Origin of the sequence: Nocardioides sp. (assembly GCF_036267815.1) — a bacterium.
In the GTDB taxonomy this organism is placed as follows: Bacteria; Actinomycetota; Actinomycetes; order Propionibacteriales; family Nocardioidaceae; genus Nocardioides.
Genome location: NZ_DATAVI010000023.1, coordinates 64,175 through 76,267, shown reverse-complemented (window position 1 = coordinate 76,267; position 12,093 = coordinate 64,175). Strand labels below are relative to the sequence as shown.

The following is a 12,093-nucleotide window of genomic DNA, read 5'->3' as shown; positions in this document are numbered from 1 at the left end:
TCGGCGAGGTCGGCGGCCAATTCCAGGAACGCCCCTGCGTCGCGGCGCCCCGGCAGGACCGTCACCAACTCCTGGAGAGCGTCGAGAATAGGCAGCACGGCTGCGTCGCTCGCGCGGGCGCATTCGCCAAGCCCAGTACTGGACTTCGCTGTAAAGAAAGCATGGGGCGACGTCCGGACTCCACCGCGATCGCGAGCGATCGGTCGATCAGTTCATCATCATCGCGCAGCAGGTGGAATCGTCCTGCCCGGTCGAAGAGCCGTAGAGATGCTCGCTGAGTCCGAGTTCACTCCCTTTGCGGACTGTCATGTCGCAGGACATTCAGTAGTACCAGGGGAACGGCGCCCAGTCGGGGTCGCGCTTCTCGAGGAACTGGTCGCGGCCCTCCTGGGCCTCGTCGGTCATGTACGCCAGGCGGGTGGACTCCCCGGCGAAGAGCTGCTGTCCGACCAGACCGTCGTCGATCAGGTTGAAGGAGTACTTCAGCATCCGCTGCGCGGTGGGGCTCTTGCCGTTGACCAGCCGCCCCCACTCCAGGCCGGTCGCCTCGAGCTGATCGTGGGGGACGGCGCGGTTGACCGTCCCCATCGCGACGCCGTCCTCGGCGGAGTACTCCTGGCCCAGGAAGAAGATCTCGCGGGCCCGCTTCTGGCCGACCTGCCGGGCGAGGTACGCCGACCCGAACCCGCCGTCGAACGAGCCGACGTCGGCGTCGGTCTGCTTGAACCGGGCGTGCTCGGAGCTGGCCAGGGTCAGGTCGCACACGACGTGCAGGGAGTGTCCACCGCCGGCCGCCCAGCCCGGCACGAGGCAGATCACGATCTTCGGCATGAAGCGGATCAGCCGCTGGCACTCCAAGATGTGCAGCCGCCCGAGCCGGGCCTGGTCGACCTGCACCCGGTCGCCGTCCGCAACCCCGTCCGGCTCTTCGTACTGGTAGCCGGCGCGCCCGCGGATCCGCTGGTCACCTCCGGTGCAGAACGCCCACTTGCCGTGCTTGCCGCTGGGCCCGTTGCCCGTGAGCAGCACGCAGCCGACGGCGCTGGACATCCGGGCGTGCTCGAGCACGCGGAGCAGCTCGTCGACCGTGTGCGGCCGGAAGGCGTTGAGCACGTCGGGGCGGTCGAAGGCGATGCGTACCGTGCCGTGGGCCCGGGCTCGGTGGTAGGTCAGGTCGGTGAGGTCCTCGAAGCCCGGGACGGCGTCCCACGCCTCCGGGTCGAAGATCTCGCTGACGCCCTCGATCGCGCTCATGACGAGCAGCGTAGGGGCTCGTCCGCTCCGCGGAATGCCGGTGGAGGGCAACGGGTTAGGACCGACATGGCACTGTCAGGAACCTATGCACCCAGCAAGTCCGAGTGGGTCCGCGACCAGGTCGAGACCTACGAGGCCTCCGGCGGTGAGCGCGGCAACACGCTGCGCGACTCCGGCGAGCCGATCGTGGTCATCACCTCGGTCGGCGCCCACAGCGGCAACCTGCGCAAGAACCCGGTGATGCGGGTCGAGCGTGACGGGAAGTACGTCGCGATCGCCTCGAAGGGCGGCGCGCCGGACCACCCGGAGTGGTATCACAACTTCGTCGCCCACCCCGAGGTCGAGCTTCAGGACGGTCCCGAGCCGCACGGCTACACCGCGCGGCTGCTCTCCGGCGACGAGCGCCGGGAGTGGTGGGACTACGCCGTGGCCACGTGGTCCACGTACGGCGAGTACCAGAAGAAGACCGAGCGGGAGATCCCGGTCTTCCTGCTCGAGCCTCGCGACTGAGGGCTACGGCGCCCGCGCGATGGAGACCGCCAACGCGACCAGGTGACCGAGCCGGGCGATCTCGGAGTCGAGGTACTCCGGGCCGCCCCGCCGTCCGATGACGACCACGCGACCGTCCGCCATCGGCGCGACGGCCACGAGGTCGTCGCCCACGGCCTGCCGCTCGGTGCCGGACCCGGGCCGCAGGTCGACCGCCGACGGCGCGCCCTCGGTGGCGTGCTCGATGGCGCCTCCGCTGCCGGTGTCGGCGAGCCGAGCCGCCCACTCGCAGCGGAACGCCACGGGCAGGGCGTCGACCAGGACGTCGAGCGCCCGCGTCGGGTCGGCGGTCAGCGACTCGACCACCTCGAGGTCCGGGAAGAGGTTGCCGCCGGCGAGGTAGCGGCTGATCCAGAGCACGCGGACGCCGTCGACGGCGTTGCACGCCGAGACCACCGAGTCGGGCATGGCGCCGTCGACCATGTCCAGCAGGACGTCGTCGACGTCGGTGCCGTCGGCCCGCTTCTCGACGATCTCGATCGACTCGATGTCGCCACCGGCCGCACCGATGGCCGAGGCCAACCGGCCCAGCGACCCGGGGACGTTCGGCAGCTCCAGCCTCAGCAACAGCATGGGTCGAGCCTAGCCAGGCGGGCCGCGAGCCCGCTCGCCCGGAGGGCCGATCGGCGGACCGCCAGGCGTACGGCGTCCGGTGTCGCCACCACCGAGACCTTGCGCTCCGCACGGGTCAGCGCGGTGTAGAGCAGCTCGCGCGTCAGCAGCGGCGAGTCGTCCGGCGGCAACAGCACCGTGACCTCCTCGGCCTGGCTGCCCTGGCTCTTGTGCACGGTCAGCGCGTGCATCGTCTCGACCCCGGCCAGGCGGGAGGTCGCCAGCTCGCGGTGCCCGCGGGGAACCGCGATCGCCGCCCGCACCCCGGCGTCGGCGGCCACCACGACGCCGGTGTCGCCGTTGAAGAGGTCGAGCCCGTAGTCGTTGCTGGTCAGCAGCAGGGGCCGCCCGGCGTACCACTCCTGGCCCCACCCGCCCCCGATCGGCAGCCCGGTGTGCTCCGCCAGCGCACGCTCGACCAGGCGGTTCCAATGACCCACCCCCCACGGCCCGTCGCGGTGGGCGCACAGCAGCCGATGGCGGTCGAGGATCGCGATGGCCTCGCCCGCATCGCCCGCCCCGGCCGCCGTTCGCAGCTGGAGGGCGTGGCCGACGAGCCGCTGGCGCAGCGCGCTCAGCACGTCGGGGTCGGCGGCGTCGAGCAGCTCGGCGTGCTCCCCGCCCGAGGTCAGGAGGTCGAGCACCCGCTCGGCGTCGCCGTCGCGCACCGCCTCGGCGAGCCGGTTGATCTCCTGCCCGAAGCGATGGGAGGTGCGCAGCGTCGAGACCGTCGCGGGGGCACGCTGCGAGAGTCCCTCGACGAGGTCGGCGAGGACGGCGCCCGCCTCGACCGAGGCGAGCTGGTCGGGGTCGCCGACGAAGACCAGCCGGCAGTCGGCCCGCACCGCCTCGACCAGCCTGGCCATCATCGTCAGCGACACCATCGAGGTCTCGTCGACCACGATGACGTCGTGGGGCAGGCGGTTGCGCCGGTCGTGGCCGAACCGGTTTCGGCTGCCGCGCCGCCAGCCCAGCAGCCGGTGCAGGGTCTGGGCCGTCGGCTGCCCGACCGCGGCGACATGGTCCGCGAACGCCGGAGTGCCCAGCGCCGTCCGGACGGCCTCCTGCAAGCGGGCCGCCGCCTTGCCGGTCGGGGCCGACAGCGCGATCCGCAGGGGCCGGTCGGACTGGTCGGCCAGCAGGGCCAGCAGCCCGGCGACCGCCGTGGTCTTGCCGGTGCCGGGTCCACCGGTCAGCACGGTGGTCCACTGCCGAGCGGCCGCCAGTGCCGCGGCCCGCTGCTCGTCGTACCCCTCGGGGAAGAGCACCGGCGCGAGCGCGGTCAGGCGCGTCTCGTCGATCTCCGGCGGCGGCAGCCCGAGTCGGGCGACGAGGTCGTCGCGCACCTGGCACTCCTCGCGCCAGTAGCGGTCGAGGTAGACCACGCCCTCCTCGATGCGCACCACGCCGGCGCGCGCGACCCGGCTCGCCGCGACCCGGTCTCCCCACTGCTCGTCGGGCCAGGACAGCCCGTGCGGCAACGGCTCGGCGGTCAGCGCCCGCAGGTCGAGGCAGACCGACCCGTGCCGCAGCGACCGGACCGCCAGCGCCACCGCCAGGCCAACCTCGTCGTCGGGCTCGCCCGACAGTGCCTGGATCCGGCGGGCGGCGTGGGCGTCGGCCGCCTCGAGGACGCCAGCGGCGTTGAAGGCGCCGAGCACGCCGTCGAGTCCGATCGCGAACCTGCGGTCGTGGACGTCGTCGGTCTCGAAGGCCTCGATCATCGCCGCACCCCCTCGAGCAGGTCGCTGAGCTCGGTGACCAGGTCCGCGGACGGTGACCAGTCGAAGACCCCCGCCACATGACCGTCGACGACCGGCGTCTCGGGCCCGCACATGCCGCGCAGGAACAGGTAGAGCACACCGCCCAGGTGCCGGGCGGGGGTGTACTCGGGCAGTCTCCACCGCAGGAAGCGGTGGAGCACGACGGAGTAGAGGAGCGCCTGGAGGGGGTAGTGGCTGTGCAGCATCGCCCCCGCCATCTCGGTGCGGCCGTAGTCGCCCGAGGTCACCGGGGTGCCGGGCTCGCCCAGCAGGTTGGTCTTGTAGTCGACCACGACGTAGCGGTGCCCGCCCGTCTGGTCGGGCACCCTCAGCACCACGTCGATCGAGCCGGAGAGGTAGCCGCGCAGGGCCTGCTCCCCCAACGGCCCGACCAGCTGGTCGGCGTACGACGCGAGCGGGTCGTCGGCGGACAGGTGCCGGCGCAGCACGTCGGCCAGCGCGCCGAGGTGGACGTCGAGGCGGAGGTCGTTGCCGGAGACCTGCGGGCGGTCGCCGCCGGCGAGGGGGAACTCGAAGTCGAGCTCGCGGAGCCGGTCACGCAGGGGGATGTCGACCAGCCGGAGCCCGGGAGCGAGGCGGCCGAGCGGCGTGAGCTGCGACGGCACGAGTCCCTCGCCGACCGCCTCGGCCTCGACTCCCGCGGGCCACCACGCGAGCTGCTCGCGGGCGAGGGTGACCAGCTCGGCGCGCAGGTCCGGGCCGTCGGGGTCGGCGTCCTCCAGCACGCCGTGCACGAGCGAGCCGAAGACGGCACCCGACGGGAGCGCGGCCATCGGCGAGAGCACTCCCGGCTCGGCGGTCGCCGTCGCCGCGAGGGGGTCGCCGTCCGTGTCGGCGTCGGCCTCGTCGTCGGTCGGCCCGGACTCCGGCTCCGAGCTGACGCCCGCGGGCTGCTCCTGGATCCGGATCAGCCCGGAGTACGACGTGCGGCGCCACTCGGTGTCGACCTCGCGGTCGAAGACCCGGGCCGCGATGTCGCCGGGAGACGCCGCCGCGAGGGCCGGTACGACGTCGGCCGGCACCGACAGCTCGGGGCTCGGCCCGCCGAGCTGGTGGAGCAGGCCCAGGACGCGCTCGACGTAGGCGTCGTCCTTGACGTCCTGGCTCTGGGGGACCTCGGCCTGTCCCGGCTGCCGCCCGAGCAGGATCCGGTGGAGGCCGCCGTCGGGGGTGTTGCGGGTCGGCGCCCACCAGGCGACGACCTGCGACTGCGCGCGGGTGAGGGCGACGTAGAGGTCGCGCAGCTCCTCGCCGGCCTCCTCCGCGAGGTGGGCTCGTTCGTGCGCCGGCCAGTCGGGGCCGCCGCCCGACACGTCGACGGTACGGCCGCCCTGCTCGTCGTGGTAGCGCGCGCAGCCGACCGACCGCACGAAGCGCATCGAGGCGAAGGGCAGGTGGACGACCGGGTACTGAAGGCCCTTGCTCTGGTGGACCGTCGTGATCTGCACGGCGTCCGCGTCGCTGTCGAGGCGACGTACGCGCTCGGAGGCGAGGTTGTCGCGCTCGGAGCGCAGCCACTCCAGCAGCCCGGTCAGCCCGAGCGACTCGCGGCGGGCGGTCTCGTGCAGCGTCTGGGCGAGATGGCGCAGGTCGGTGAGCAGGCGCTCGCCTCCGACGACGCCCAGCACGCGCGCGGTCAGGCCGCGCTCCTCGGTCGCCTCGAACAGCGCCGCCACGCCGCGCGCTCGGAGCAGCAGCGCCCATCCCCGCAGCCGGTCGGCCAGCTCGTCGGTGAGCTCGTCACCGCCGGCATCCAGCCCGGACAGCGTGTGGCCGAGGAACGCCGTCAGCGCCGCGGCCCGCACGCGACCCGACCGGTGGGGCTGCTCGAGCGCCTCGAGGAGGGTCAGCCACTGGTCACCGGCCGGTGCGAGCAGCAGCTTGGTGCCGCCGCCGACCACGGCCGGGATGCCACGCCGGGACAGCGCGTCGCGCACCAGCTCGGCGTGGGACCACTCGCCGACGAGCACGGCCACGTGTCGCGCCGCGACCGGCTCGCCGTCCCACGTCGCGTCGGAGGCGAGCAGAGCGGCGATGTCGCCGGCGCAGTCGGCGGCGATGTGGCGGCGGGCGTCATCGGCGCGGACCAGCCCCCGCGCGAGCCTGAAGCCGCGACGCTCGACCCGGCGGATGCGGAACGGCTCCGCCGACGGGGCACCGACCAGGCGGGTGCCCGGGTGAGCCGCGGTCACCTCGCGGACGACGATCCGCGGGTCGCCGAGCGCCGCTCCGCGCAGCACGACCTGGAGCCGCTCGACCAGGTCGGCGTCGCTGCGGCGGTTGACCCCGAGGGTGCGCTGGGTGGTGGCGCTCGCCGCCGCCGCGAGGTAGGTGACGACGTCGCCGCCACGGAAGGCGTAGATCGCCTGCTTGGGGTCGCCGATCAGGACCATCGTCGCGCGACCCGAGAACGCCCGGTCGAGCACCTCCCACTGCTTGGGGTCGGTGTCTTGGAACTCGTCGACCAGCACGATCCGCCAGCGCTGGCGCATCCGCTCACGAGCAGGCGCCTCGTCGTCGTCGAGGGCCTCTGCGAGCCGGCCGAGCAGGTCGTCGTAGGACAAGATGCCGAGCCGGCGCTTGCGGAGGCCGACCTCGCGCCGCACCTCCTGGGCGAAGCCGACCCGCTCGTCCGCGCCGGCCGCCAGCGCGGCGTGCGGGTCGCCGACCACGGTGCGCGCGAGGGCCAGCGCGGTCTCCCGCCCGAACGGCGGCTCGGTGGCCAGCCCGCCGTACCGGCGCAGGTAGACGTCGTCGACGACCTCGACCACGAGCTCGTCGAGCGACTCCACGAGGGTCGCGCCGGCATCGGTGTCGCCCGCGACGCCCAGCGAGCGCAGGACGGTCTGGCAGAACTGGTGGGTCGTCGCGATCGTCGCGGCGTCGAACGACGCCAGCGCGTCACGCAGCCGCTGACGCCGCCGGGCGACGCCCTCGTCGTCGGTGTCGAGCAGGCGCGCGATCACCGGGTGCTCGCGATCGGCCGCCCCCGGGTCGGCCAGAGCACGCTCTGCCTGGACCAGCTGGTCGCGCACCCGCTCTCGCAGCTCCTGGCTGGCCGCCCGCCCGAAGGTGATCACCAGCAGCTGGTCGAGCGGCACACCCTCCTCCGCGACGTAGCGCGCCACCAGTGCCGCGACGGTGAACGTCTTCCCGGTGCCGGCGCTGGCCTCGAGCAGCGTCGTGCCGGTGGGCAGCGGACCGCTGAGGTCGAAGGGCTCCATCACCAGCTCCCCTGCTCGGCTGCGACGAGAGGGCTCCAGACCCGCATCGCGAGAGCGCCGAAGCGGCCCGTCTCGCCCGCGAAGCCCTCCCCGTCACCCGGGGCGGCGCGCACGTCGGGCGGCTCGTCGAGCAGGCCCCAGATCTTCAGCGCGGCCGGATCGGACTGCTCGCCGGGGAACTTGGAGTCACGCCAGTCGTAGCCCGCCTTGAGCAGAGCGTCGGCCACGTCTGCGTGGGTACGCCGGGCGCGGGCGTAGCCGAGCGACGCCTTCAGGGGCAGCGGCAGGGGAGCGCGCAGCCCGCGGTCGCGCAGCGCGACGAGGTCGCGCAGCACGTCGAGCGCGCTGTGGTCGAGGGGTCCGAGCAACGAGGTGGCGACCGCGCCGCGCGAGCGGCTGTGGGGACGGCCGATCGTCGTGGCCGTCCAGTTGTGGTCGCCGTCGAACGCCGCCAGGGCCAGGAGCCGCACCCACGACGCGATGCGGTGCTTGGCGCCGAGCCGGGAGTAGGTCACCGGCACGAGCCGGTCGCCGTACGCCTCGGGGACGGTGCCCACGACCCGCCGGCCTTCGCCCAGCTCGATGGCCACGTCGACGGCCCGTGCCGGCGAGGCGCGCAGGGCGGCCGCCGCGTCGCGCAGCGGCCCGGCCCGCTCGATGATCTGGCCGAGCATCCGCCAGCCGAGCTGTCCCGGTGGCAGCTCGCCGCGCCGCCACTCCCGCTGCTTGACGATCGCGGGGTCGAACCCGGCGAGCAGGTCGTTCAGCACCCGGTCGCCGACCGCCCACTGCTTGAGGCTGTCGATCTCGACCGGCAGGGCGTCCTCGGGCTGGTCCTCGTCGGCAGGCAGGGCGATGTCGACGCCGTCGCGGAGCAGGAAGCCCTTCACCGGATCGGTCCAGAAGCGGACCAGCTCGGCCAGAGGGACGTCGACCGCGGCGCGCGGCGCGAGCGGTGCGTCCAGGAACGCCGGCGGCTCTCGCCGCGGGCGGCTCGCCGCCCGAGCGCCCGCGGCCGCCGCGGCGTCGAAGGAGAACGTCTCGCCGACGACGAGCCGGCCGGGCGTCACGTTGCGGGCGTCGAAGGGCTGGAGCGGGTGACGCACGGTGACCGCCGCCGACACCGGACTCCCGTCGGCCGACCTCGCGGTCAGGTCCAGGGCGTCGAGGAGCTCCTTGAGCGGCACGGCCGGCGGCCGCTCGCGACCGGAGAGCTCGTTGGCGCCGGTGTAGGTGATCACCAGCGTCCGGGTCGCCGCGAGGATCGCGTCCAGCAGCAGCTGACGGTCCTCGCTGCGCGGGTCGCGCTCACCGGTGAGCGGGTCGCGAGCGAGCGCGTCGTCACCGTCGACCGAGCCTTGCCGTGGGAAGACGCCGTCGTCGAGGCCCAGCAGGCAGACCACCCGGTGGGGCACGGACCGCATCGGCACCATCGTGCACACGGTGAGGGTGCCGGTGCGGAAGTTGGCCCGGGTCGGGCGGCCCGCGAGCCGGTCCGACAGCAGGGCGCGCACGTCGGGGAGCCGCAGCTCGACGGTCTCGAGGCCGGCTGCCGCGCGTCGGATGCGCCCGAGCTCGCGCTGGACCTGACCGGGCTGCCACCCGTCGGCCGTCGCCACCGCCGTGAGCGACCCGACGCCGTCGTCGAGCGCCGCCAGCCAGCGGCTCAGCGGCTGGGTGCCGGTCAGGCGGTCGGCTGCCGCGCGGAGACGGGCGACGTACTCCGCGAGACGGCCGACGAGGTCGACCTGCGCGCTGCCGACGTCGTCGAGCGGGAGTGCCCGGTCGAGCCAGGCCGACGAGTCGTCGGAGAGGGCCACCCCGGTGAGCAGCCGGTCGAGGCCGAACTCCCAGGTGTTCGCGACGTACGACGAGAGCCCGAAGTCGGCGCGGTGCTCGGCGTCGAAGGCCCAGCGGACGCCCGACTCGCGGGCCCAGGTGTCGAGCTGCTCGAGGTCGTCGTCGGAGAACGCGAAGCGCCGTCGGACCGGCTCGGCCCGGGCCAGGTCGAGGACCTGGGTCGCCGGCGCCCGGCCCCCGGCGAGGTCGAGGAGGGCCCGGGCGACGGCAAGCAGGGGGTTGGTCTGGACCGGCGACCGGTCGGCGAGGCGCACCCGCAGACGGTGCGCGGGATGGCCCCCACCACCGGCAGCGTCGCCGACGACCTCGCCGAGGCCGAACCCCGCTTCGATCAGGGGCGCGTAGGTGTCGATGTCGGGACACATGACCAGGACGTCTCGCGGCTCCAGGGTCGGGTCGTCGGCCAGGAGCCCGAGCAGCACCTCGCGGAGCACGTCGACCTGGCGCGCGACGCCGTGGCAGGCATGGACCTGCACCGAGCGGTCGCCGACCTTCAGCGACCGCCCGGCGGGCCGGGGTGCGTCTGCTCCGCGGTCGGCCGCGAGATCGGCCTGGAGCCAGCCCAGCACCGTGTCCACGGGCTCGGGCGAGCCCTCGTGGACGTCGGTGACCGCTGGTGCGACGGCCAGCGCCCGCTGGAGCTCGCGGGTGTCGCGACCCAGGCTCGAGAGCAAGGGGTGCCCGACCAGCTGCTGGCTGTCGTCGGTGGCCCGGGCCACAGCCCCGGCTCCGGCCCTCGCGTGCAGCGCCGACCAGAGCGCCGGCGACGGATGGGGCAGCCAGACATGGACGTCACGGCTGTCGGCCAGCGCGGCGAGGAGGTCGATGTCGGTGACCGACAGCCGCGTGTGCCCGAACAGCGACAGCCGCTCCGGCAGGTCGAATGCGTCGGGGCGCGCGCGCAGCAGGCCGACGGCGCTCCGGTGCCGCTCGAGCGGCGACGGGGCGTCGACCCGCGCGACGAGCCGCCGCCACAGCTCCGGCTGCCAGGCCAGGTCACCGGCGAGCGGGTGTCCTGCCCCGTCGGTGTCGCGGTCCTCCGACCAGTCCGCCAGCAACGACGGCCGCTGCTCGGCGTACGTCGCGAACAGTCCCGCCAGCCGCCGGGCGACCGAGAAGCGGCGCCCTCGCCGCAGCTCGGCCTCGTCGCCGGCGAGCCCGTGACCGAGGTGTCGCGCCAAGGTCTGCGCCCAGGGCTCGGCCAGCGAGTCGTCGAGGACGTCGAGCAGGGGCCAGGCGAGCGCCTCAGGAGCCCACGGATCGTCGTCGGCGGTCGCGGTCAGCTCGGCGACCAGCGACCGCGGCGATCGGAAGTCGACCCGGGCGCAGACGCCGTCCCCGCCGGCGGCGGACGCGCCGAGCCGGTGGGACAGCCGCTGGGAGAGCCAGCGCTCGACACCCTTGGCCGGGACGACGACGAGCTCGCCGGCGAAGGGGTCGGCAGGTGGCCTGGAGAGCAGCTCGGCCAGCGCCGACGCCAGAACGTCGGTGCGCTCGGCGCGATGGACGTGCAGACCCACGGCTGGAGCCTAAGCGCCACCACCCCCGGGCGACCGGTACACCCTTGCAGGTGAGCACGCAGGGACCCTGCGGGGCCATACTCTTCGCACCGTGGCCATCCGACTCGCAATCGTGAACGACTACGAGGTCGTCGTCCACGGCCTGGCCTCGATGCTGCGCTCCTACGACGACCGGATCGAGGTCGTCGAGGTCGACGTCAACACCCATCCGGAGGCGTCGGTCGACATCGCGCTCTTCGACACCTTCGCCCAGAGCTTCCGCGACCGCGAGCGCATCAGCCGGCTGGTCTCCGACCCCAAGATCGGCAAGGTCGTGGTCTACGCCTGGAGCGCCGAAGACCCCGTCGAGGTCACCCGGGTGCCCGGCATCTCGGCGTACGTCAGCAAGCGACTGGCGGCGGCCGACCTGGTCGAGGCACTCGAGCGCATCCACGCCGGCGAGACGGTCCGCCTCGAGGACTCCGGTCGCGGGGGTGCGGTCGGCGGCGACTGGCCCGGCCGCGAGGAGGGGCTCACCGCCCGGGAGTCCGAGGTGCTGTCGCTGATCACGCAGGGCTACTCCAACAACGACATCGTCGAGACGACCATGCTGTCGATCAACTCGATCAAGTCCTACATCAGGTCGGCCTACCGCAAGATCGGCGTCACCTCACGGCCACGCGCCATCCTCTGGGGCATCGACCACGGCTTCCAACCCGACCGCGTCCGGATCGTGCCCGGCGAGGACCACGGGCGGGGCGACAGTCACCCGCGCGTGTCCTAGCGTCGAAGAGACCGATCGAGGAGGCGAGATGTCACCCTCAGGCTCCGATCGCCACGAGACTGCGAACGAGAGGCTCGATCGGAACTGGGGCGAGCTCCTCCAGGAGCTGCGGATCACCCAGACCGGGCTCCAGCTTCTGTCGGGATTCCTCCTGACCCTGCCGTTCACCCAGGTCTTCAGCGGTCTCGACGGCCGGCAGAAGGACCTCTACCTGGGCCTGGTCGTGGTGGCCAGCCTCTCGGTCGGGGCCAACCTGACTCCGGTCATGCTGCACCGCCGGGTCTTCGGCGAGCACGTCAAGGAACGCGTGGTCCGCGTCGGGCACGTCCTGAGCCAGGTCGTCGTCGCGGGGGTCGCCGTGCTGGTCACCGGCACCGCCACGCTGATCTTCTCGGTGGTCGTCGACTGGGGAGCGGCCATCGTGGTGGCAGCGTGCCTCGCGATCGTTCTCGGCATGCTTCTCGGTGTCCTTCCGGACCGTCTGGATCCGTGGTGAGACTTGGGCCTAGACTGCGCGAGTAGCGGTG

General features: G+C 73.5%; 8 protein-coding genes. 3 read left to right on the top strand and 5 right to left on the bottom strand.

Going from position 1 to position 12,093, the window contains the following annotated elements; all coding sequences use genetic code 11:
• Window positions 1-321: 321 nt before the first annotated feature.
• Window positions 322-1,254 (bottom strand): 1,4-dihydroxy-2-naphthoyl-CoA synthase, encoded by a 933-nt coding sequence (locus VHW64_RS03930; protein ID WP_329649201.1) that lies wholly within the window; start codon window positions 1,252-1,254, stop codon window positions 322-324.
• Between the two features lie 66 nt (window positions 1,255-1,320).
• On the opposite strand from VHW64_RS03930, the gene VHW64_RS03925 reads away from it, so the two are divergent.
• A complete protein-coding gene (locus VHW64_RS03925; RefSeq protein ID WP_329649200.1) occupies window positions 1,321-1,764 on the top strand; it encodes a nitroreductase family deazaflavin-dependent oxidoreductase in 444 nt (147 codons plus the stop codon).
• A 3-nt stretch (window positions 1,765-1,767) separates the two neighbouring features.
• Here the strand turns inward: VHW64_RS03925 and VHW64_RS03920 are convergent, their stop codons facing one another.
• From VHW64_RS03920 to recC, 4 genes are read right to left on the bottom strand one after another with little or no spacing between them, the layout of a single operon-like run.
• Window positions 1,768-2,376 carry an amino acid-binding protein gene (locus VHW64_RS03920; RefSeq protein WP_329649199.1) on the bottom strand — a complete coding sequence of 203 codons (609 nt, stop codon included), beginning with the start codon at window positions 2,374-2,376 and terminating at the stop codon, window positions 1,768-1,770.
• On the bottom strand, window positions 2,364-4,139 hold the full coding sequence (gene recD / locus VHW64_RS03915; RefSeq protein WP_329649198.1) for an exodeoxyribonuclease V subunit alpha: 1,776 nt from the start codon (window positions 4,137-4,139) through the stop codon (window positions 2,364-2,366). The genes VHW64_RS03920 and recD overlap by 13 nt, the downstream gene beginning before the upstream one ends.
• Window positions 4,136-7,423, bottom strand: coding sequence for a UvrD-helicase domain-containing protein (locus tag VHW64_RS03910; protein ID WP_329649197.1), 3,288 nt, complete (start codon window positions 7,421-7,423; stop codon window positions 4,136-4,138). Before VHW64_RS03910 ends, recD begins: the two co-directional genes overlap by 4 nt.
• A complete protein-coding gene (recC, locus tag VHW64_RS03905) occupies window positions 7,423-10,803 on the bottom strand; it encodes an exodeoxyribonuclease V subunit gamma (protein WP_329649196.1) in 3,381 nt (1,126 codons plus the stop codon). The genes VHW64_RS03910 and recC overlap by 1 nt, the downstream gene beginning before the upstream one ends.
• A 91-nt stretch (window positions 10,804-10,894) precedes the next feature.
• On the opposite strand from recC, the gene VHW64_RS03900 reads away from it, so the two are divergent.
• Window positions 10,895-11,566, top strand: coding sequence for a response regulator transcription factor (locus VHW64_RS03900; protein WP_329649195.1), 672 nt, complete (start codon window positions 10,895-10,897; stop codon window positions 11,564-11,566).
• A 28-nt stretch (window positions 11,567-11,594) separates the two neighbouring features.
• Entirely contained in the window at window positions 11,595-12,062 is a 468-nt protein-coding gene (locus VHW64_RS03895) for a DUF6328 family protein (RefSeq protein ID WP_329649194.1), read from the top strand.
• Window positions 12,063-12,093: the final 31 nt, after the last annotated feature.